This window comes from Actinacidiphila cocklensis (assembly GCF_907177275.1).
Taxonomy (GTDB): domain Bacteria; phylum Actinomycetota; class Actinomycetes; order Streptomycetales; family Streptomycetaceae; genus Actinacidiphila; species Actinacidiphila cocklensis.
On record NZ_CAJSLV010000095.1, the window covers coordinates 1 to 21,746 of the forward strand.

A 21,746-nucleotide genomic window follows, 5' to 3' on the forward strand; every position below is an offset into this window, starting at 1 on the left:
GGCATCGGCGGCGGGGACGCCGGGCGCTGGGCGCCGGCGGCGGGGAAGGGCGCACGGGGCGGCTGCTGGTAGCCCTGCGGAGGCTGCTGGGCCTGCCCCTGGTGCGGATACGGCGGGGACTGGGCACGCCCCTGCTGGCCGTACTGGCCCTGCTGCGGTCCCTGCTGGCCCTGCTGTCCCTGCGGGAACTGGGGCTGCTGGGACTCGCTGGAGGCGAGGGTGCGGCTGCGGACCCGGTAGAGGCCGGTGTCGAGGTCGGCCGCCCGCTCCAGGTGCACCTTGATGGTGCCCATGAACGTGTAGCGCTGCTGCTTGGCGTAGTCGCGGACCATGCCGGCCAGCTCGTCGCCCAGCTGCACCGCGTAAGGGCTCAGCCGCTCGAAGTCGGGGGCGCTCAGCTCCACGATGAAGTCGTTGGGCACCACCGTGCGGTCCCGGTTCCAGATCGTGGCGTTGTTGTCGCACTCGCGCTGCAGCGCGCCCGCGATCTCGACGGGTTGCACCTCGCTCTTGAACACCTTGGCGAAGGTGCCGTTCACCATGCCTTCCAGCCGCTGCTCAAAGCGCTTCAGTACTCCCACGGGGCACCTCCCTCCTCGGGGCCTTCCTCCGAGTCGAATCCGATACTGCTTACTGATCGTATCCACGCGCGGGAAAAACCTGTGGTTCCCCGATCGCCCTGGACAGGCGGGTGTCACCCCTCACACGGCCGCGCTTCCCCTCCCGCTGCCCACTGCGATGGTAGATGCGGCCGGGGCGCCCGGCGTTCCCAGTGTCGCGCACCGCCGGGCACGCCCGTGCCGTCTCAGGCATCCTGCCCGCCCGCCGTTCCGCCACCCCTCCCTCCTGCTTCCCGGCCATGTCGGCCCCGGCCAAACGGATGTGATTCCACCCCGCGCACCGTGCTAATCTTCTGCATGTCGGAAGGCACTCACGCCACGCCGGACCGAGCAGTCCACCGGATGTGTGAGAATCGAACGGCAGCACCCATGCGCGGGTGGCGGAATAGGCAGACGCGCTGGATTCAGGTTCCAGTGCCCGAAAGGGCGTGGGGGTTCAACTCCCCCCTCGCGCACACAGGGCAGCACCGAGGTCAGGTGCTTCCGAGAAGTGAAGGAACGGCCCGCATCGTGATCACGATGCGGGCCGTTCTGCTGTGCCGTCGTGCGGGCACGGCCATGGCGCCGCCACGACGCCGATTGCGTCGGGCAGACGCGGGCGCCCCGCAGTAAGGCAGTACCGGGAAGGTGCCGCTCCCCGATGACCTTATTCATTGGGAGCGGCACCTTCCGTTTTTCTGCCGGCTCCGGCTCATTCGGGAGAATTCCGACCAGCCAAGTTCCCACCAAGTGCGGCGCCCTACAGTGCCCACCACTTCGTGGCCGAGCCGCCCCGGCACCGAACAGGTGGACGACATTATTCCGTAATCGGTTGATCGATCAGAAATCGACCAGAACAGGAAAACTCCCGCATGATGAATGATGCCCGCGCACTCGACGATGCCGCCCGGCGCAACCTGTGGCTGCACTTCACGGACCATTCGGAATTCGGTGACACCGAGGTGCCGATGATTGTGCGCGGAGAAGGCGCGTACATATACGACCAGAACGGCCGCAGATACCTGGACGGGATATCAGGGCTCCTTGTGACGCAACTGGGGCACGGCCGCACCGAGTTGGTGAGTGCGGCGGCGAAGCAGGCCCAGGAGCTGGCGTTCTTCCCCCTGTGGTCCTTCGCCCACCCGACGGCCGCGGAACTGGCGGGGCGAATCGCGGACCTGGCTCCGGGAGACCTGAACCGGGTCTTCTTCACCAGCGGGGGCAGCGAGGCGGTCGAATCCGCGTGGAAGCTTGCCAAGCTCTATTTCAAGCTGACCGGGAAGCCCTCGAAGACGAAGGTGATCAGCCGCGCCGGCGCCTACCACGGCACCACCCACGGCGCGCTGTCCATCACCGGGATCCCCAGCTACCGGCAGCCGTACGAGCCCCTGGTGCCGGGCGTGGTCAGGGCTCCGAACACCGACTTCTACCGGTCGAAGGAGGTGACGGGCGACCTCGCCGTCGCCGCCGACGAGGAGGCCTTCGGCCGCTGGGCCGCCGAGGAGGTGGGGCGGCTCATCGAGCGGGAAGGCCCGGACACCGTCGCCGCCGTGTTCGTCGAGCCGGTCCAGAACTCCGGCGGCTGCCTCACCCCGCCGGCCGGGTATTTCGCGCGGCTCCGGGAGATATGCGACACCTACGACGTATTGCTGGTCTCGGACGAGGTCATCTGCGGCTACGGCCGTCTCGGCACGATGTTCGGCTGCGAGAAGTTCGGATACGTGCCCGACATCATCACCTCCGCCAAGGGACTTACCTCGGGCTACTCGCCCATCGGCGCGATGATCGCCTCGGACCGGCTCTTCGAGCCCTTCACCCGCGACGGCACGATCTTCACCCACGGATACACCTTCGGCGGGCACCCCGTCTCGGCCGCCGTGGCGCTGGCGAATCTGGACATCTTCGAGCGCGAGGGAATCCTGGAGCATGTGACGGCGAACGAGCCCGTCTTCCGCGGAATTCTGGAACGGCTGTACGACCTCCCGATCGTGGGCGATGTGCGGGGCGCCGGATACTTCTACGGCGTCGAACTGGTGAAGGACAAGGAGAAGCGCTCGGTCTTCACCCCCGAGGAGTGCGACACGGTCCTCGGCGGGCGTTTCTCCCGGGCACTTCTCGACGCGGGGCTTTACTGCAGGACCGCGGGCGACCAGGGCGACCGGGTGGTTCAGCTGGCTCCTCCGCTGATATGCGGAGAGGAACACTTCGAGGAGATCGAGGGAGCCCTGCGGACCGTCCTGACCGAAGCCTGGAAGATGCTGTGAGGGCGGGTGCGACGAGCGCGCGGCCCGGCTGGGAGGTGCGCGACACGCTTCCCGAGCGGGTGGCACCGACCTGCCTCTTCGACTCCGAGGGCTGGCTGGGGCGGTGGGCCGCGACGCCCATCGAGACGTTCGGCACCGTCGAGTACGTGGTGGAGCGCGCCGACGGGGACGCACCCCGCCAGGCGCTGCCGCTCTACACGGTCAAGTTCTCGCCCTTCTGGCAGGGCTACGAACTGCAGACCGAGGTGGCCCCGCTGTGCCCGGGACCGATCGTGTTCGCGGGGTCGGTGTACTCGATGTACACCAAGCGCGGACATGTGCCCGAGGCCCTGGTGGCCGGCGCCTTCCAGGAGGGGATGAGCCGGATCGCACGGCAGGAGGCAAGCCTGCTGGTCGTCCCGAACCTGACGGAGGAGGGCGTCGCCGACTGGGTGCGGACGGCGGGCGAGCCGACCGGCCGGGTGCTGCTCGACCTCACCTACCACTGCTACCTCGCGGGCGATTTCGAGGAGTACGTGCGGCGCCTGGACACCAACGTCCGCAGGGACGTGGGCCGGCGGCTGCGCCGGGCGGCGGAGCGCGGACTGCGGCTGCGGCTCCTCCCGCCGGAAGAGGCCGAGCCCCTGCTCGACAGGGCACTCCAGCTCACCGTGGGCACCTCCGACCACCACAGCTGGCCGGCGCTGTACGACCTGCCGACCCTGCGGCTGCTGCTCTCGGTGCCCGGCTCCGTCACGGCGGTGGCCGAGGTCGACGGCAAGATCCTGGGCGTGTTCTTCGGCTTCCGCCACGGGGACGACGAGATCGTCTTCCTCACCGGCGGTGTCGAGTACGACAGCCTGAGCACCTACAGCACGTACGTGGCACTGATGTACCGATGTATCGAGTGGGCCCACGAGAACGGGATCCGGAGAATCGAGTGGGGCCGTGACAACTACCGCTTCAAGGAACGGCACGGCCTGACCGCCGTCGAACTGTGGGGCCTGGTCTACGGGCCTCCGGGCGACGCCGGGACGGGCCGGAAGGTCGCGCACATGCACGACTTCCTGTCCGACTACATGGAATCGTCCAGATGACGCGGCCCGCCCGGTTACGGGTCGGACTGCTCCTGGCGGGCATCCTCAGCGCGAACGCCTCGTACACGGTGCTGATCCCGTTCGTTCCTGAACTGGAGCGGCGGGTCCACATGGACGGGCTCGGCCTGGCCCTCACCTTCGCGCTGTTCGCCGCGGCCAAGGCGCTGTTCCAGCCCGTCGGCGGGGTGTGGAGCGACCGCTGGCAGGCACGTTCCGTCGCCTGGGTGGGACTTGCCGTCGTCGCCCTGTCCGTGACGTGGCTCGCGGTCGCCACCTCGCAGTGGGAGGTGCTCGGCGCGAGGATCGCCTGGGGGGCGGGGGAGGGAATCCTCACCCCGGCGCTCTACCACGGGGCGACGCTGCTGTGCAGTGCCCACGACATCCCGGACCACCGCATGATGGGGTGGTTCGGGACGGCGTCCTTCAGCGGATTCCTGCTGGGTCCCGTCGTCGCCGGAGCCGGTTCCTCGCTCGGCCTGACCACGCTGTGCGTTCTGGGGGCCTCGGTCACGGCCCTCACCGCGTTCGGTGTCTTCCGGGCGATTCCGCCGGACCACCCGGCGGACGAGGCGGTCCAGCAGGAACAGGAGACGCCCGCGCGCGGCCCGGACGACGCGCGGAGTCCGGTGCAGCGGCACTGGATGATGCTGGTCCTGGTCTTCGGCGTCCTGGACCTGGTGGCAGGACTGACCTACTCGGCGCTCGAACCCACCATCCCGCTGTACATCGCGTCCACGGGGGAGTCCGCCGTCGCGATCTCGTCGGTCTTCGCGGTCGGCCTGGCCACCTTCGCGCTGGTCTCCACCGTCCTCGGCCGTATCGCGGAGAAGTGGTCGGTGGAGACCCTGGTCACCGTCGGGCTGGTGGCGGGCACGGCCGGAACCGCCGGGCTCTCGCTGAGCAACCGGCAGATCCCGCTCATGTGCTGCTTCGTCCTCATCATGACCGGCCAGCCCAGCGTGTACATCGCCGCCCGCAAAGGGGTCGCCGCACTGCGCTCCGCGGGCGGGCGGCTGGGGATCTCCTTCGGGGTGTTCGGCGCCGTTTCGGACATCGGCGAGGTCCTCGGCCCGCTGGTCGGGTCCGGACTCTACGCGCATGGAGGCCGTCAGGGCTTCATCTGGCTGGCGGTCGTCGGCATGACTCTTCTGACCGGCGTCCTAGGTATCTACCGAAAGTGGTCGGCGGCGGCCCAGCCGGTCACCGCCTGAATTCAGAACGGGGTTCGAGCATGCCGTCAGGACAGCAGGAACAGGAGAGTCCTTCCTGGTTCACAGGAGAATCCGTCCCCTATCCGGTCGACAGTACGGTCCTGCAGCTCTTCGAGAGAGAGGCGGCCGCGGCTCCCGAGCGCGTCGCGCTGACCTTCGGCGACGCGACGCTGACGTACGGCGAGCTGAACGGGCGGGCCAACCGGCTCGCCGAGCGATTACGTGCACTGGGCGTCCGGCGCGGCGATTTCGTCCCGCTCGTCATGGGGAACTGCCTGGAGCTCCCGCTGTCGATGATCGCGCTGATGAAGCTGGCGGCTCCCTTCGTTCCCGTGGACGAGACATGGCCCAGGGAGCGCTTCGAGGAGGTGATCGAGGCGCTGGCCCCGCCGGTGGTCCTCCAGGCCGGGAAAGTCGATCCGCCGACGGACGACGCGCGGCTTTTCCTCGTGGTCGACGCCGCCTCCTTTGACGAGCTGCACTCCAACCTCCACGGACCCTCGGCGGGACTCGACGACCTCGCCTACGGCTTCTTCACCTCCGGCTCGACCGGCACACCCAAGTGCGCGCTGAACGTGCATCGCGGCCTGCTCAACCGCTTCGTCCATATGACGCGCCGCTTCGGCGGCGGCTCCGACGTCGTCCTGCAGAACAGCCGGCACGTCTTCGACTCGTCCCTGTGGCAGCTCCTGTGGCCCCTGACCAACGGCAGCCGCGTGGTGATCCCCGAGCGGTCGGGAATCCTGGACCTCACCGCGACGGTGGAGGTGATCCGCCGGCACCAGGTGACGATGACGGACTTCGTGCCCTCCATATTCAACGCGCTGGTGGACCTGCTCCGCGCCAGGCCGTCCTATGTCGAGGACCTCGCGTCGCTGCGCCAACTCCTCGTCGGCGGCGAGGAGATCAGCGTTCCCGCGGTGCACGCCTTCCGCGAGCTGCTGCCGAAGGCCGGCATCACCAACACCTACGGGCCCACCGAAGCGGCGATCGGCTCGATCTTCCACGACGTCGGCGACGACGACGTCGAGACGATCCCGATCGGGACGCCCATCGACAACACCTACGCCGTGATCGTCGACGACGACATGCGCCCGGTGGGGCCGGCCGCCGTCGGCGAGATCTGTATCGGCGGGGACTGCCTGGGCCTGGGGTACCTCGACGATCCCGCCAAGACCGACGCGGCCTTCGTGCCCAACCCCTTCGACGGGATACCGGGCTCCCGGCTGTACCGCACGGGCGATCTGGGCTTCCTACGTCCCGACGGGCTCATCCACTTCGTGGGGCGCCGGGACCAGCAGGTGAAGATCGGCGGTGTCCGTATCGAACTGTCGGAAGTGGAGCACGCGCTCGCCACGCACCCGGGTGTGCACGAGGCCAAGGTGATCGCTCTGGACAACGCGGGGAACAAGGTGCTGGGCGCCTTCGTCACCGGGCGGTCCGTGCTCACCGCGGAGATCCTGCGCGCGCACGCCGAGCAGGTGCTCTCGCCGAGCCTGCGGCCCAAGCGGTACTTCCTCGTCGACGCCTTTCCGCTGACGCCCAACGGCAAGCTCGACCGCAAGGCGCTGGCGGCCCTGGCCGCACCGGCCCGGAAGCCGGCCGGGGACGTGGCGCTGACACCGGCGGAGCGGGCGATCGCCGACATCTGGCTCAGCCTGCTGCCCTGCGACGAGGTGGACGCGGCGGACGACTTCTTCGCCTGCGGCGGAGACTCGCTGGCGGCACTGCGGCTGACGCTGGCGCTGGAGGTCGACTCGGGGGTCAAGCTCTCGGTCAAGGACATCGTCAACGCACCGACCCTGCGCGGACAGGCGGCACTCGTGTCGGGAGCAGGCCCCGCCGTCGCTCCGTCCACCGCCCCGGGCCGCGACCTCTTCGAGTCCGACCTGCGCCTGCCCGCCGACATCCAGGTGACGGGCGCGGTACGGCGGGGTCCCGTCGAGAACGTCCTGCTGACCGGCGCCACCGGATTCATCGGCGCCCACCTCCTGCACGAGTTGCTGGCGCGGACGTCCGCGACCGTCTACTGCCTGGTCCGGGGCACGGACCAGGCCTCGGCCTACGACCGCCTCATCGAGAACCTCAGGGAACAGCGGCTGTGGGACGACGGGGCCGCGGGCCGCGTCGTCGTGGTCAACGGAGATCTGGCGGAGCCCCGGTTCGGGCTGTCCGACGCGGACTACGACGCGCTCACGGAGCGGGTCGACACGATCGTCCACAACGGCGCGCTGGTGAACCTGCTGCTGTCGTACCAGGCGCATCGTGCGGTCAACGTCCTGAGCACGCGGCAGATCATCCGCTTCGCCGTCACCGGCCCGGTCAAGCGCCTGCACTACGTCTCGACGCTGGGGGTGTTCGCGCCGGAGACCGCCGCGGGCCCCGCCGTGGCCCCGGTCGGCGAGGCGTCCGCCGTCGGCTCGCCGCCGCCCGGGCGCGGCTACGACCAGTCCAAGTGGGTCGCGGAGCACCTGCTCGAAGCGGCCGCGGAGCGGGGACTGCCCACCGCGACCTACCGGCTGGGAGAGGTGATGCCGCACTCGGTGCACGGTGTCCCCAGCCGGCGCGGGCTCGCCGACGGCCTGGTGAAGGCGTGCATCCGCACCGGGCTGGCGTTCAAGAGCCCGATCAGGATGGACTACACGCCCGTCGACTACGTCAGCGCCTTCGTCGTCGCGGCCGTCCAGCGGTACGAGACCGGCTGCTTCCACGTCCTGCAGCCGCGTGCGGTCGACTTCGACGAGCTGCTGGAGGCGTTCACCGACCATTTTCCGCTCCGATGGGTCGACTACCGGGAGTTCTGGTCGGCCATCGACGGACTGCACGACGCCGGTTCGGACCCGGGCGGGCTGGTGAGGCTGCTGTCGGCCCTGCCCAGGCCGGACGAGGCCTTCGCGCCGTCGGATCTGGAGGCGCTCTTCTCGGACAGCACGGCCCACTTCTCCAGGGAGCGCACCCGGAGCTTCCTGGACCGGGAGCGGATCAGCTGGCCGGAGGTGGGGCGGGAGGTGTTCGAGCGGTACGCCGCCTACTACCGGGCGTGAGCGAGGCGGGCGCGGACCCGGTCGGGGTAGCGGGCGGTGACCAGGGCGGGGACCGTGAAGCCGGCTATCTGGAGCGGGACGGACACCGCGTCCCCGAGGTGGGCGGCGCTCGCGGCGGCGAGTAGGGCAGCGGTCACGGTGAAGGCGGCGGCCCACACCCGGGTCAGCACGACGTTGATGCGCAGGAAGACCGGGGTGTGCCACAGCTCGGGCGGGGTCTGGCGGCGGGCTATGCCCAGGGTGAAGGGGCGGCCGGCGGCCAGGCCCGCCCAGGCGGTGGCGGCGAGCCAGCCGAGCGACAGCGCACCCGTGTAGTGCTGCACCGGGCTGTCGGGGCGGGCGAAGGAGAAGGCGGTCAGCCCGGCGAACCAGACCACCGTGCTGTGCTCGAGTACCAGCGAGTCGGCGGCGACGCCCGCCCTGCGGTCCCGCACGACCAGCCACAGGCCGAGCAGCAGGCCGGCCAGCGCGCCCCACTGCCGGCCGGCCGACGACACGACGGCGAAGGCGATCCAGGGGATGAAGCCGCGCAGGTAGTTCATGGGAGTCCCTCCGTCGGCCCGGACGTGCTGCCCGGGTCTGCCGTGTTCCAACAGTGACATGTCTAGAGTGGAAGGTCAAGGATTGACCTGTCAAGAGTGGAAAGTAGGATGGCTGTCATGACACTTCGCCACGCGGTTCTGGGGCTGCTCGCCGATCGCACGGCCAGCGGCTACGACCTGATGAAGGTGTTCGACACCTCGCTCGCCAACGTCTGGCCCGCCACCCAGAGCCAGGTCTACGGGGAGCTGGGGAAGCTGGCCGGTTCGGGCCTGCTGGAGGTGTCCGCCGAGGGGCCGCGCGGCCGCAAGGAGTACACGATCACCCAGCAGGGCATCGACGAGCTGCGCAGCTGGCTGATCGACACCGAGCCGGACCGCACCCGGCGCAGCGAGACCCTGCTGAGGGTGTTCTTCCTCGGCGTCCTCACTCCGGTGGAGTCGGTCACCTACCTCAGTGTCGAGGCGGCCCGGGCGGCGGACGAGCACACCGAGCTGGAGCGGCTGGAAGCCCAGGTGGACTGGGGGGACGACGATCTGTCGGTCTACGGGCGGCTCGCCCTGGAGTACGGCCTGCGGCTGACCGCCATGCAGGAGGAGTGGGCGAGTTGGGCCAGGGACCAGGTCGCCGGGCTGACCTGACCCCGGCGGCGGCCGGCCGTGAAGGGTGGCAGCCGACCGGGAACCGGGGCAGGGTGGTGTCCGTTGGAGCCATTGGGCAAAGGAATCGTCAAGTGGCGCAGCCCGCGCCGAATTGAGCAGGGAGATCCACCATGGGTGTCAGCCTCTCCAAGGGCGGCAATGTCTCACTGACGAAGGAGGCCCCCGGACTGACGGCGGTCACCGTCGGCCTGGGCTGGGACGTCCGCACGACCACCGGTACGGACTTCGACCTCGACGCGAGCGCGCTGCTGCTCGACGCCGCGGGCAAGGTCGTTTCGGACAAGCACTTCGTGTTCTTCAACAACCTCAAGAGCCCCGACGGCTCCGTCGAGCACACCGGTGACAACCTCACCGGTGAGGGCGAGGGCGACGACGAGGCCATCAAGGTGAATCTCGCCGGAGTGCCCGTCGAGGTCGACAAGATCGTCTTCCCGGTCTCGATCTACGACGGCGAGACCCGCCAGCAGAGCTTCGGCCAGGTGCGCAACGCGTTCATCCGGGTGGTCAACCAGGCGGGCGGCACCGAGATCGCCCGCTACGACCTGTCCGAGGACGCGTCGACGGAGACCGCCATGGTCTTCGGCGAGCTGTACCGCAGCGGGGCGGAGTGGAAGTTCCGGGCTGTCGGCCAGGGCTACGCCTCCGGCCTGCGCGGCATCGCCCAGGACTTCGGCGTCAACCTCTGACGTAGCCCCGGCGCTCGTAAGCCGCCGTCCGCCTCCGTGCACCACGGCGGGCGGGGCTCACGGGCGGGCTGCGCCTTTGGACCAGGGCTGCGCCTTGGACCAGGGATGGACCGCGGATCAGGGATGGACCGCGGCGTCGGCGTTGTAGCGGACCAGGTAGCGGGCGAAGCGCTCCAGGTCCTCCGGGTCCCAGGCGGCCAGCCGGACCTGGATGGACTCCTGCCTGCGTGCCCGGGCCGCGGTCAGGATCTCGATACCTCCCGGCGCCAGATGCAGCACCTGCACCCGGTGGTCGGCCTCGTCCACCCGCCGCTCGATGAAGCCGAGCTGCTCCAGCGACGCCACCTGCCTGCTGACCGTGGACTTGTCCAGCAGGTAGTACGCCGCCAGGTCGGTGGCCCGGCAGCCCTGCTGCTCCTCCAGGTGTGCCAGGATCGTGTAGGCCACCAGCGACAACTCGGGGTGCATACGGGCCGCGGCGGCCCGCGCCCGGCGGGCGAACGCGGTCAGTTCCCGCTGGACGGTGTCCAGGGACGACTCCCGTGCGCTCATGGCTGCGACTCCTCACGCCGGTGCTCGGTCGGCCCGGGTGGGCGACCACCTGCGGAAACGTTGTGTTGTAGAGTGCAACAATATCAGCTGGGCAGTGGAAGTTCGAACCACACCACCTTGCCCACCGCCTTGCGGCTGGTCCCCCAGCGCCTCGACATGTGCGACACCAGTGCGAGGCCCCGCCCGCGGACGTCATCGGCCTCCGCACGCTGCAACTGCGGCAGGTTGTGGTTGTCGTCGCTGACCTCGACCAGTAGCTTGCCCACCCGCATCAGCCGCAGCTCCACCTCGTAGGACGCGGCCCTGAACGCATTGGTGACCAGCTCGCTGACCAGCAGTTCGGTGGTGTCGCTGAGCCGTTCAAGACCCCAGGCGGCAAGCTGCCGCCGGGTCAGGTCGCGGGCGCGGGCCACCTCGGAGTCGTCCACCCGCAGCCGCCACTGGGCGACGTCCTGCGGCGCGATGCCTTCGAAGCGTGCGACGAGCAGGGCCACGTCGTCCCGCCGGTCCTCGGAGTGCACCCGGCTGAGGATCTGCGCGCACACGTCCTCGGGAGTCTGCTGAGGCTCGATCACATGAGCGCACAGCGCGGCGAGTCCCGCGTCTATCCCCTGGCCGCGCACCTCCACCAGGCCGTCGGTGCACAGCACCAGCCAGCTGCCGTCCGGCGCCGGGATCTCCACCGTCTCGAACGGCACCCCGCCCACGCCGATCGGTGCGCCGCCGGGGATCTGCAGCAGCTCGCCCCGCCCGTCGTGGCCGGCCAGCACCGGCGGGATGTGTCCGGCGTTGGCGAGCGTGAGGGTGCGCTGGATCGGGTCGTAGACCGCGTAGACGCAGGTCGCGAGGTGGTCGGTGCCGAGCCGCTGGGCGAGGTTGTCCAGATGCCGCAGCAGCTGGGCGGGCGGCAGATCCAGCGCGGCCATGGTGATCACCGACGTACGGAACTGGCCCATCACGGCCGCCGCCTGCAGCCCGTGGCCCATCACGTCGCCGACGATCAGCGCGACCCGGCCGCCGGGCAGCTGGATCGCGTCGAACCAGTCGCCGCCGACCTGCGCCTGCCGGTCCCCCGGCATGTAGTGGTGCGCGATCTGCACGCCTGGGATGCGGGGCGGCTTGGTCGGCATCATCGAGCGCTGCAAGGTGGCGGCGGCGCGGGACTCCAGGCGGTGCAGCCGCGCGTTGTCCAGGTGGACCGCCCCGCGGGCGGCGATCTCGGCCGCGGTGGCGGCGTCCCTTGCGTCGAAGGGGCGGCGGCCGGGGCTGCGCAGGAAGCAGATCCTGCCCAGCACGGTGCCGCGCGCGGTCAGCGGCGCGAGGATCAGCGAATGCCCGGCCAGCAGTCGGCCGACCGCGGGCACGCCCAGGTCGGCGGCGATGTCGGGGGCCAGCGCGCTGTCGACGACCGGCAGCAGGACCGGGTCGCCGAGCCGCGGGATCGCCTCCTGCCCGGGCAGCGTCAGCAGCTCGCCCTCGGGCAGCGCGGCGTCCCAGCCCGCCCCCGGCCCCGACCGGTCGGCGACCGCGACCCTGCGGACCAGCACGGTGTCCGCGACCCTGTCGTCCTTGGGCGGCTCGGTGTCGGAGAAGAGCTGGTCCACGACGAGCACGGTGGCCAGGTCGGCGAACCGGGGCACGGTGACCGCGCACAGCTCGCGGGCGGTGGTGTGCAGGTCGAGGGTGGAGCCGACCACGGAGCCGGTCTCGCGCAGCAGCGACAGCTGCTCGTCCAGCGCGCTGCCGGGCAGCGGGCTGCGGGAGCCGTGGCCCGCCACGGCGGGCGCGGGACGACCGGGGTGCGCGGCCGTCTCCGGCAGGACCGGTGCGGGCGGGGTGGCGGCGGGGTGCGGAGGGAAGGCGCCGGCGGGGCCGGAGGGTCCTGCGGTTCCCGCGGGGCCGGCGGAAGGGAAGGGGACGGCGGTCAGCGAGGACGCGCTTGAACGGTCGCCACCGTGGGTAGTCGTCCGATAGCGGGGAGTGGTCGATTCGGAAGCGGGGCCGGAGGCGGGGCCGGGTGTTGCGGCGGGGTCCGGGCGGGGGCCTGGCAGCAGCTCACGGCGTGCGGAGCGGTCGGCGCGGGCCGCGGCGGCGATCTGCGCGTAGTCCTGCGGGGTGACGGGCAGCCGGACGCTGCCCTCCACTTCGAGGGCGGGGTGCCCGAGCGGGGCGATCTGCCGCACGATGCGGTCGAGGCGGCCCGGGCTGACCCCGGGCAGTACGGTGCCGAGCCGTGCGGTCAGCGCATGGCCCTGCGCGGGGTCCGGCGCCGGGGACAGCACGGCGGCGATCGCGATGTCCTGGCGCTGGGGGCCTTCCGCGGTGTACGGCAGCAGCCGGCCGCCCACCGCGATGCGCAGGCTGCCGGTCCGCAGTGGCCGGGCGTTCGCGGCGATGGCGAGCAGGCTGCGGCCGCCCGGTTCGGCGATCCGGTAGGTCCACCACAGCACGTCCTTGACCGTGCCGTCCCGGTCGGTGGCCGCGAGCGCGCCGGCCCAGGCGGAGGTGGTGAGGTCGTCGAGGACGTCGAGGGTGTCCTGATGCGCGGTGCCCGAGGCGGTGGGCACGGCGCCGGCGGGGGCGCGGGTCGGGGTGAGCAGCCCCGAGGCGGGGTGGCCGAAGACATGCTCCCAGCGGTGGCCGAACAGTTCCTCCGCGCCGCGGTTCCAGTACGAGATCCGGCCGTCCGGGTCGACGCACAGCACCGCGAGGCGGAGCAGCGCGGTCATGCCGGTGGCGTCGAGGGCCGCGGGACCGCCCGTCGCGGCGGGGCTGCCGAAGGGGAGGGCAGCCGGGCCTGGGGCGGTGGCGCCGCCGTCCGTGCCGCGACCGCCCGCGCCGAGACGGCCGGGGTCGGTACGGCCGCTGTCAGGGCGGGCGGTGCCGAGGCTGCCGGTGCCGGTGCGGCCGTCGACGGCTAACCGGGTGCGGTAGCCGGAGCCCGTTTCCGGTGTCTGCCGGGCCGCACCGAGGGCCTGTTCTTCGCGCCGTTCTTCTGGGTCGGGACGGTTCGTGTGATCATCTGCGTCGGTGGCTGCGGGATGCCGGGTGATCTCGTCCAACGTCGTGCACCTGCGGTTCGCCGCTGAGTAGGGTCCTGGGTTCAAGGCAAGCACGAATAAGTCCGCGGGGGCGACCGAATAGCCGGATTAACCCCCGCAGCGGGGTACATGACGGGATGTCCGCTGACGCGGGCTCGGGGATGGGGGGAACGACGGTGGACGCACGAGTGCCGCAGGTGGCGGGATTCGCCCGCTGGCCGCACGAGAGGTCGGCGAAGCAGGCGGGACAGGCGCTGCGCGAGAGGGTGCCGCGGGCGGTTTTCGGCCGCCCCGAGACATGGACCTGGCAGGACCGCGGCCGCGGCGGTGACGCGTCCGGCGTCGTGCCGGCGGCGGTCGCCGCCGTCGAAGAGTCGAACGCGGGCCGCATACCCGGTCTGGTCCCGCTGCGGGTCGGGCGGATGGCGGCGAGCCCCTTCGCCTTCCTGCGCGGTTCCGCGGGCCTGATGGCGGCCGACCTCGCCGACCGCCCGGTGACCGGCGTCGCCGCCCAGATATGCGGTGACGCGCACGCCGCGAACTTCGGACTCTACGGCGACGCCCGCGGCGGCCTGGTCATGGACATCAACGACTTCGACGAGACCGTACGCGGCCCCTGGGAGTGGGACCTGCTGCGGCTCGCCGCCTCGCTGGTGCTGGCCGGGCGGGAGGCGGGCGCGGCCGGTGACGTGTGCAGGGCGGCGGCGTACGACGCGGTGGGCGCCTACCGGCGCACCATGCGGCTGCTGGCGAAGCTGCCGGTGCACGAGGCGTGGAGTGCCATCGCGGACGAGCAGCTGGTCGCGCACGCCGACGCCCGCGACCTGGTCGGCACGCTCGACCAGGTGTCGGCGAAGGCAAGGCGCAACACCAGCGCGAAGTTCGCCTCGCGCTCCACCGAGCCCATCGAGGGCGGCGCCCGGCGCTTCACCGACGCCCCGCCGGTGCTGCGGCGCATCCCGGACGCGGAGGCCGCGGCGGTGGCGGGCGCACTGGACGGCTACCTGGCCACCGTCGGCGAGGACCGGCTGCCGCTGCTGGCGCGGTACGCCGTCCACGACGTCGCCTTCCGGGTGGTCGGCACCGGCAGCGTCGGCACCAGGTCGTACGTGGTGCTGCTGCTCGACCACCTGGGGGAGCCGCTGGTGCTCCAGGTGAAGGAGGCCCGCGCCTCGGCGCTGCTGCCGTACGCCGCCAAGGCCGGCTTCACCGCCGAGCCGGTGGCGCACGAGGGCCGCAGGGTGGTGCTCGGCCAGAAGCAGATGCAGGTGGTCAGCGACATCCTGCTCGGCTGGACCGAGGTCGACGGGCTGCCTTACCAGGTGCGGCAGTTCAGGAACCGCAAGGGCAGTGTGGACCCGGCGACGCTGCCGCCGGAGCTGCTCGACGACTACGGCCGGATGACCGGCGCGCTGCTGGCCAGGGCACACGCCCACAGCGCCGACCCGCGGCTGGTGGCGGGCTACTGCGGGAAGAACGAGGAGCTCGACGAGGCGATGGCGGCCTTCGCGGTGGCCTATGCGGACCGGACCGAGGCCGATCACGCCGACCTGCTGGCCGCGATACGGGCCGGGCGGCTGCCCGCGGACTTCGAGGGCCGGCCCGCGGCGGCCTGACGCCGGTCGCCTTCCGCGCCGGGGCGGCCGGGCCGTGAGCCCCCCGGGAACGGGTCCTGCGTACCCCGTGCGCCGGGTCGCCCGCAGGCCGGCGCTCGGCGCGATCACCCGGACAGGGCCTACGCTGTCCGGGTGACGAACACCTTCGGAACCGAGTCCGCCGCCGCGTCCGGCGCTGCCGCGGCGTCCGTGCCCGGTTCGCAGGAGCGGCTGGCCAACGCGGTGCGGGCGGCCGAGCAGGCGCTGATCGAGTTCGAGATCGCCGTGGAGACCTTCCGGGTCGAGGTGGAGAACTTCTCCCGGCTGCACCACCAGCGGCTCGGCCCGATGTACGCGCGGCTCGACGAGCTGGACGCGCTGGTCGCGGAAGCCGTCGCGGCGCACAGCGGCGACCGGGCGGACATCGAGCGGGCCTGGGAGGCCCGCGCCCTGGTGATGCCGATGCCGGGCGTCGAGGAGCTGTTCGGCGGGCTGCTGGGCTCCGACGGGGTACGCCCGGTGGAGGACCCGAACCCGCCGCGCCGGGTCAGGCCCGGCAAGGAGGCCCAGCGCCTCTACCGCGAGCTGGCCCGCAAGGCGCACCCCGACCTCGCCCAGGACGACGAGGAGAAGGAGCGCCGCAGCGCCTTCATCGCCCGGGTCAACGAGGCCTACGCCTACGCCGACGAGGAGGCCCTGCAGGCCCTGGCCGCCGAGTGGGAGGCAGGCCCTGTGCCACTGGCCGACCTGCCCAGCGAGGCGGAGGTGCTCTACGCCCGGCTGGAGTGGCTGGCGGAGCGCAAGGAGAACCTGTCGGCCATCGCGGCGGAGCTGGACGAGAGCGCGATCGGCCAGATGATGCGGCTGGCCCCCGACGACCCGGACGCGCTGCTCAACGAGATCGCCGAGCAGCTGCTCACCCAGGTCGCGCAGCGCGAGGCCAGGCTGGCGGAGTTGGTCAGGGACGCCTCGGACGGACGCTGAGGTAGTTTTGCGGTGTCGCACCAGGGCCGCCGCAACGCGTCCCGAGTGCGGCGTGCGTACGCGGACAAGCGCGTACGCACCCGTGTGAGCGGTGCCGCCGGTGCGCGGACCGCGTTCCCCGTGTCCCAGGAGGCCGCGCCCGATGTTCCGTTCCCAGCTGCCCGCGGTGGACGCCACCGCCGTACCGGCCGACGCGGTCCTGCTCGACGTCCGCGAGCACGACGAGTGGGCGGCGGGGCACGCGGAGGGCGCGCTGCACATCCCGATGGGCGAGGTCGTCGCCCGGATCGGTGAGCTGCCGGAGAGCGGCACCGTCCACGTCGTCTGCCGGGTCGGCGGCCGGTCCGCGCAGGTCACGCAGTACCTGATCGCGCAGGGCAGGGACGCGGTCAACGTCAGCGGCGGCATGCTCGACTGGGAGGCCGCGGGCCGCCCGGTCGTCGCCGACGGCGCCGAGGGCTACGTCCTCTGATCCCGGCGGCGGCTCCGCCGCCCCCGCATCGCCGGAACCGCTCGGCGCACCGTCCGCACCGCCTGCCGTACGCCGTCACACCGGCTGCGCCAGGGCATTCCTTCACCTGTGGATAACTCGGTAAGGTCACCGCCGGACCCCGGGGTGGGTAGCGTGCTGCCCTGCAGGCGCGCCCGTGCGGAGAGCGGAGAGACGATGCAGTCAGAGCAACGGCCATCGCGCCAGGTGGCGGCACTGTCGTTGCCCGCCCGAATATCGGTGGCCGTGACCGTGGGCGTGGTCGCCGTGGGAGCGCTCTTCCACCTCGGCATGGTCTTCCTGCACGTGGCGCCGTCCAACACGCTCAGCAAGCAGCACGCCTCGGCGGTCAGCGACTACGTCTACCCCGAGTTCGAGCAGAACTGGAAGCTCTTCGCGCCCGACCCGCTGCAGCAGAACATCCACGTCCAGGCCCGCGCGGAGGTCCGCAAGCCGGACGGCGGCACGGAGACCACCGGCTGGGTGGACATGACGGCGATGGACGTCGCGGACATGCGGCACAACCTTCTGCCCAGCCACAGCCAGCAGAACGAACTGCGCCGGGCCTGGGGCTACTACACCGACACGCACAACGACCAGAACCAGCCGACCTCGGGCAACGGCAGCGACCTGAGCAGCACCTACCTCAGCAACATCCTCGCCGAGCGCCTCGGCCCGCGGCTCAACGGCGGCGCCGTCGTCCGTATCCAGGCAAGGGCGGCCACCACCACGGTGGCCAGGCCGTCCTGGAGCGGCGAGTCGGTCGACACCACCACCCAATACCGCGAGCTGCCCTGGTGGATCGTCCCCACCGCGCCGGCAGGGCAGGAGAACGCCTCGTGAGCGACCCCCGCACCCCGGCCGCGCCCGCCGAGGACCCCGGTACCCCCGCTGAGCCCGACACCTCCGCCGGCGAACCCGCGGCCGAACCCGCCCCCGAACCCGTCGCCGCTGCCGTCGGGAGCCACGCCGGGAACCCCGCTCCGGCCCCCTCGCCCTTCGCCGGGCTGGGACGGGCCATGGACCGGGGCATGAGCCGCGGCCTGGCGAGGGTCACCGGCAGCGCCCTGGCCCCGTACCAGGCCGCGATCATCCGGATCGGCTTCTCGCTGACCTGGCTGCTCTTCCTGCTGCGGGAGTGGCCGCACCGTGCGGAGCTGTACGGCCCGGACAGCCCGTGGAGCTTCGACCTGGGCAAACGGCTGGTCACCGGGAACCACGCCTTCACCGCGCTGCTGTGGAGCGACAGCCGCGGCTGGTTCGAGCTGGTCTACGCGCTCGCCCTGGTCAGCAGCGTCATGCTGCTGGTCGGCTGGCGCACCAGGACCGCGTCGGTGCTCTTCATGCTGGGCGTGCTGTCGCTGCAGAACCGCAGCGTCTTCATGGGCGACGGCGGCGACAACGTCATCCATCTGATGGCGATCTACCTGGTCTTCACCCGCTGCGGGCAGGTCTGGTCGCTCGACCGCCGGTTCGCGGCCAGGGCGGAGGCCGAGGCGGAGGCGCGGGCGCAGGCCGAAGGGGCCGAAGGGGCCTCGGAGTCCTCGGGGGCCGACCCGGTGGGGATCGCGCTGTGGGTGCTGCTGGGCGCCTCGCTGGCGGTGGCCACCGCGGCGGACAAGCTCAGCACCGAGTGGGAGGTGGCCCTGTGGGCGGGGCTGCTGGTCCAGGCGCTGTGGTGGGCGGTACGCCGCTATGCGCCCGGTGAGCCGCGCACGGTCCTCGACATCATGGCCGACGTCATCCACAACGGCGCCATGCTGGTCGTCGTCGTGGAGGTCTGCCTGATCTACTCCACGGCCGGCTGGTACAAGATCCAGGGCAGCCGCTGGGAGGACGGCACCGCGCTCTACTATCCGCTCCACCTTGACGACTTCACCCCGTGGCCCAGCCTGTCGCACACCCTGGCGGGCAACTCGCTGATGGTCATGCTGATCACCTACGGCACGGTCATGGTGCAGGTCGCCTTCCCCTTCACCCTGTTCAACCGCCGGGTGAAGAACGTGCTGCTGGTGGCGATGATGCTGGAGCACGCCTCGATCGCGATCGTGCTGGGCCTGCCCTTCTTCTCGATGGCGATGATCGCCGCCGACGCCGTCTTCCTGCCCACCGGCTTCCTGCGCTGGCTCGGTGAGCAACTCGTCCGCCCGCTGCGGCGCTCGGCGCTGCCCGGGGCCGCGGCGGTCCCCGGGCCCCGCGTAGGGGACGGTGGTGCCGCGCAGCCCGCGGCAGGAGCGCCGTCCACCGAGGTCGCCACCTGACCCGCTGCCCGCTGACCCCGCCCCGCGGGGAAGCGGGGCGGGCGGGGCCGGGCCTCGCCGTAGGCTGGCGCCATGAGCGATGAGCAGGCCGCACTCCGGCTGCCCGGGGTACGGTCCGCCGTGCTGAGCTGGCACGAGCACGCCGGCGACGCGGACACGGTCGTGCTCGACGGCTTCCACGCCCTCAAGCACGCGCTGCGCTTCGGCGCCGACGTCCATGTCGCGGTCAGCAGCGACAAGGACGCCGTGCTGCGGCTGGCCGCCGACCTCGCACCCGACCTGGCCGCGGACCTCGCCGCCCGCGTCGCCGAGGTCCCGGCCGCCGCGCTGCGCGAGCTGGTGGCCCGCGTCCACCCCACCGCGGTGGCCGCGCTCGCCGCCCGCCCGGACCGGGAAGGCCGCAAAGCCGCGCTGAGCGCACGGCCGCGGCAGGCCCCGGTCGTGGTCCTCGACCGCCCGCGCAACCTCGGCAACGTCGGCGCCGTGGTCAGGCTCGCCGCCGGTTTCGGCGTGACCGGCGTCGTCACCACCGGCGACCTGGACCCCTGGCACCCCAACGCCGTACGGGCCGGCGCCGGGCTGCACTACGCGACGGCGGTGGACCGCACGACCCCGGACGGGCTGCCGCCGGGACCGCTGTACGTCCTCGATCCGGAGGGCGAGGACATCCGTGCCGCGGAGCTGCCGGACGACGCGCTGATCGTCTTCGGCTCCGAGCGGCACGGCGTGTCCGACGAGCTGCGCGCCCGGGCGACGGCGCTGGTGTCGCTGCCGATGCGGCCCCAGGTGTCGAGCTACAACCTGGCCACCAGCGTCGGCATGACGCTCTACCACTGGTCGGCGACGTCCGGCTCCCCGCTGGTCCCCGGACGCCCCTGACGGCCCGCCGGCCGGTCAGGCCTGCCTGCGCACCTCCACCGTCCGGAAGCGGCTCGCGACGAACGCGCTGTCGCACAGCGCCGCGTTGGCCGCGGGATTGCCGCCCGACCCGTGGAAGTCGGAGAAGGCGGCGGTCTGGTTGACGTACACCCCGCCGGTCAGGTTGAGCGACAGCTGCGCGCACTCCTCCTGGCAGACCTCCACCAACTGCCGCTCCACCTCGGGCGCCGTCGTGTAGCCGCCCACCGTCATGGCGCCCTGGTCGCGGATCGTCCGGCGCAGCAGCTCGACCGCCGCGTCGGTGGAGTCCACGGCCACGGCGAAGGCGACCGGGCCGAAGCACTCGGCCATGAAGGCCGCCTCCGCGTCCGGCTTGGCGGTGTCCAGCCTGATCAGGGCCGGGGTGCGGACGACCGCGTCGGGGAAGTCGGGGTGGTCCACGGCGCGGGAGGCCAGTGCGACCTCGCCCATACCGGGGGCCGCGTCGAGCCGCGCCTTGACGTCCGGGTTGACCAGCGCGCCGAGCAGCGCGTTGGCCCGGGCGTCGTCGCCGAGCAGCTTGTCCACCGCGGCGGCGAGGTCGGCGACCACCTCGTCGTACGTCCGCGGGCCGGATTCGGTGCCGATGCCGTTTCGCGGGATCAGCAGGTTCTGCGGGGTGGTGCACATCTGCCCGCTGTACAGCGACAGGGAGAAGGCGAGGTTGGCGAGCATGCCGCGGTAGTCGTCCGTGGAGTCCAGCACCACGGTGTTGACCCCGGCCTTCTCGGTGAAGACCTGTGCCTGGCGGGCGTTGGCCTCCAGCCAGTCGCCGAACGCGGTCGACCCGGTGTAGTCGACGATGCGGACCTCGGGGCGTACGGCCAGGGTCCTGGCCAGTCCCTCGCCGGGGCGGTCGACCGCGAGGCAGACCAGATCGGGGGAGAAGCCCGCCTCGGCCAGCACGTCACGGGCCGCGCCGACGGTCATCGCGAGCGGCAGTACGGCCCGCGGGTGCGGTTTGACCAGCACCGCGTTGCCGGTGGCCAGCGACGCGAACAGGCCCGGGTAGCCGTTCCAGGTCGGGAAGGTGTTGCAGCCGATGACCAGCCCGATGCCGCGCGGGACGGTGGTGAAGGACTTCCGCAGGCTCAGCGGGTCCCGCTTGCCCTGCGGTTTCACCCACTCGGCGGTGCCGGGGGTGCGCACCTGCTCGGCGTACGCGTACGCCACCGCTTCGAGGCCGCGGTCCTGGGCGTGCGGGCCGCCTGCCTGGAAGGCCATCGTGAAGGCCTGGCCGGAGGTGTGCATCACCGCGTGCGCGAACTCGTGCGTCCGCGCGTTGATCCGGGCCAGGATCTCCAGGCACACCATCGCGCGCGCCTCGGGTCCTGCGTCCCGCCAGGCGGGCATCGCGGCCCGCATCGCGGGCAGCAGCACGTCGGGGTCCGGGTGCGGATACTCCACGCCCAGCTCGATGCCGTAAGGCGACTGCTCGGTGCCGGTCCACCCGTCCGTCCCCGGCTGCTCCGACGCGAAGGGGAAGCGCCCGTCGAGCAGCGCCTCGAAGGCGGCCCTGCCCTCGTCGGCGTCCCCGTAGGCCTTGGGGTGCTCGGGGTAGGGCGACCAGTAGGCGCGGGTCCTTATGGTGTCCAGCGCCTTGTCGAGGGTGTCGCGATGGCGCTCGGCCAGGGACAGGGGGGAGAGATCGGCGGACAATGGGACCAACTCCTCGTCGAGCTGGGCTGGGTCAGGGGAACACCGCTAGATTAACCGAATGTTCGGTCGGGACAAGGGCGGGAAACCCGACCTGTGGACAACTCGGCCGGAGTCGCGCCAGGCCCGGACGGGGCGGCGGGCACCGGCAGGAACCGCCGGCACCG

17 protein-coding genes and 1 tRNA gene are annotated in these 21,746 nt (G+C 71.8%); 13 read left to right on the forward strand and 5 right to left on the reverse strand.

Features of this window, described 5'->3' with window-relative positions:
• Nucleotides 1-581, reverse strand: a 581-nt coding sequence (locus NFU81_RS33885) for a DUF3662 domain-containing protein (RefSeq protein WP_251498962.1), incomplete at its 3' end; no start/stop codon positions are given.
• Nucleotides 582-991: 410 nt separating this feature from the next.
• Here NFU81_RS33885 and NFU81_RS33890 point away from each other — a divergent pair.
• From NFU81_RS33890 to NFU81_RS33910, 5 genes are all read left to right on the forward strand, one after another.
• A tRNA-Leu gene (locus tag NFU81_RS33890) sits at nt 992-1,075 on the forward strand.
• Nucleotides 1,076-1,471: 396 nt separating this feature from the next.
• Nucleotides 1,472-2,863: an aspartate aminotransferase family protein gene (locus tag NFU81_RS33895; RefSeq protein ID WP_251498964.1), complete on the forward strand. Its 1,392-nt coding sequence runs from the start codon at nt 1,472-1,474 to the stop codon at nt 2,861-2,863.
• Nucleotides 2,860-3,939 (forward strand): GNAT family N-acetyltransferase, encoded by a 1,080-nt coding sequence (locus NFU81_RS33900; RefSeq protein WP_251498966.1) that lies wholly within the window; start codon nt 2,860-2,862, stop codon nt 3,937-3,939. The genes NFU81_RS33895 and NFU81_RS33900 overlap by 4 nt, the downstream gene beginning before the upstream one ends.
• Nucleotides 3,936-5,150: an MFS transporter gene (locus NFU81_RS33905; RefSeq protein WP_251498968.1), complete on the forward strand. Its 1,215-nt coding sequence runs from the start codon at nt 3,936-3,938 to the stop codon at nt 5,148-5,150. The genes NFU81_RS33900 and NFU81_RS33905 overlap by 4 nt, the downstream gene beginning before the upstream one ends.
• 20 nt (nt 5,151-5,170) lie before the next feature.
• On the forward strand, nt 5,171-8,194 hold the full coding sequence (locus NFU81_RS33910) for a non-ribosomal peptide synthetase (RefSeq protein ID WP_251498970.1): 3,024 nt from the start codon (nt 5,171-5,173) through the stop codon (nt 8,192-8,194).
• On the opposite strand, the gene NFU81_RS33915 is transcribed toward NFU81_RS33910, so the two are convergent.
• Nucleotides 8,182-8,736 (reverse strand): hypothetical protein, encoded by a 555-nt coding sequence (locus NFU81_RS33915; RefSeq protein ID WP_251498972.1) that lies wholly within the window; start codon nt 8,734-8,736, stop codon nt 8,182-8,184. The two genes, NFU81_RS33910 and NFU81_RS33915, sit on opposite strands and share 13 nt — an antisense overlap.
• Nucleotides 8,737-8,853: 117 nt before the next feature.
• Here NFU81_RS33915 and NFU81_RS33920 point away from each other — a divergent pair, with 117 nt between their 5' ends.
• Together NFU81_RS33920 and NFU81_RS33925 are read left to right on the forward strand one after the other, a co-directional pair.
• Nucleotides 8,854-9,375: a PadR family transcriptional regulator gene (locus tag NFU81_RS33920; protein WP_251498974.1), complete on the forward strand. Its 522-nt coding sequence runs from the start codon at nt 8,854-8,856 to the stop codon at nt 9,373-9,375.
• Nucleotides 9,376-9,506: 131 nt separating this feature from the next.
• Entirely contained in the window at nt 9,507-10,082 is a 576-nt protein-coding gene (locus tag NFU81_RS33925) for a TerD family protein (protein ID WP_251498976.1), read from the forward strand.
• A 117-nt stretch (nt 10,083-10,199) separates the two neighbouring features.
• On the opposite strand, the gene NFU81_RS33930 is transcribed toward NFU81_RS33925, so the two are convergent.
• Together NFU81_RS33930 and NFU81_RS33935 are read right to left on the reverse strand one after the other, a co-directional pair.
• Nucleotides 10,200-10,634, reverse strand: coding sequence for a MarR family winged helix-turn-helix transcriptional regulator (locus NFU81_RS33930; RefSeq protein ID WP_251498978.1), 435 nt, complete (start codon nt 10,632-10,634; stop codon nt 10,200-10,202).
• A gap of 83 nt (nt 10,635-10,717) precedes the next feature.
• Nucleotides 10,718-13,696: an ATP-binding SpoIIE family protein phosphatase gene (locus tag NFU81_RS33935; protein WP_251498980.1), complete on the reverse strand. Its 2,979-nt coding sequence runs from the start codon at nt 13,694-13,696 to the stop codon at nt 10,718-10,720.
• Nucleotides 13,697-13,812: 116 nt separating this feature from the next.
• On the opposite strand from NFU81_RS33935, the gene NFU81_RS33940 reads away from it, so the two are divergent.
• The 6 genes from NFU81_RS33940 (at nt 13,813) to NFU81_RS33965 (ending at nt 19,884) form a co-directional block, all read left to right on the forward strand.
• Nucleotides 13,813-15,291, forward strand: a complete 1,479-nt coding sequence (locus NFU81_RS33940; RefSeq protein WP_251498982.1) for a DUF2252 domain-containing protein — start codon at nt 13,813-13,815, stop codon at nt 15,289-15,291.
• 132 nt (nt 15,292-15,423) lie between these two features.
• A complete protein-coding gene (locus NFU81_RS33945; protein ID WP_422665362.1) occupies nt 15,424-16,254 on the forward strand; it encodes a hypothetical protein in 831 nt (276 codons plus the stop codon).
• 142 nt (nt 16,255-16,396) lie between these two features.
• Nucleotides 16,397-16,726, forward strand: a complete 330-nt coding sequence (locus tag NFU81_RS33950) for a rhodanese-like domain-containing protein (RefSeq protein WP_251498984.1) — start codon at nt 16,397-16,399, stop codon at nt 16,724-16,726.
• 264 nt (nt 16,727-16,990) lie between these two features.
• Nucleotides 16,991-17,587 (forward strand): DUF5819 family protein, encoded by a 597-nt coding sequence (locus tag NFU81_RS33955; protein WP_251498986.1) that lies wholly within the window; start codon nt 16,991-16,993, stop codon nt 17,585-17,587.
• Complete coding sequence (locus NFU81_RS33960) at nt 17,584-19,005, forward strand: HTTM domain-containing protein (protein WP_422665363.1); 1,422 nt, start codon at nt 17,584-17,586, stop codon at nt 19,003-19,005. The genes NFU81_RS33955 and NFU81_RS33960 overlap by 4 nt, the downstream gene beginning before the upstream one ends.
• 72 nt (nt 19,006-19,077) lie before the next feature.
• A complete protein-coding gene (locus tag NFU81_RS33965) occupies nt 19,078-19,884 on the forward strand; it encodes a TrmH family RNA methyltransferase (RefSeq protein ID WP_251498988.1) in 807 nt (268 codons plus the stop codon).
• Nucleotides 19,885-19,899: 15 nt separating this feature from the next.
• On the opposite strand, the gene paaN is transcribed toward NFU81_RS33965, so the two are convergent.
• The gene (paaN, locus tag NFU81_RS33970; RefSeq protein ID WP_422665364.1) at nt 19,900-21,561 is read right to left on the reverse strand and encodes a phenylacetic acid degradation protein PaaN; all 1,662 of its coding nucleotides are present in this window, start codon (nt 21,559-21,561) and stop codon (nt 19,900-19,902) included.
• Nucleotides 21,562-21,746: the final 185 nt, after the last annotated feature.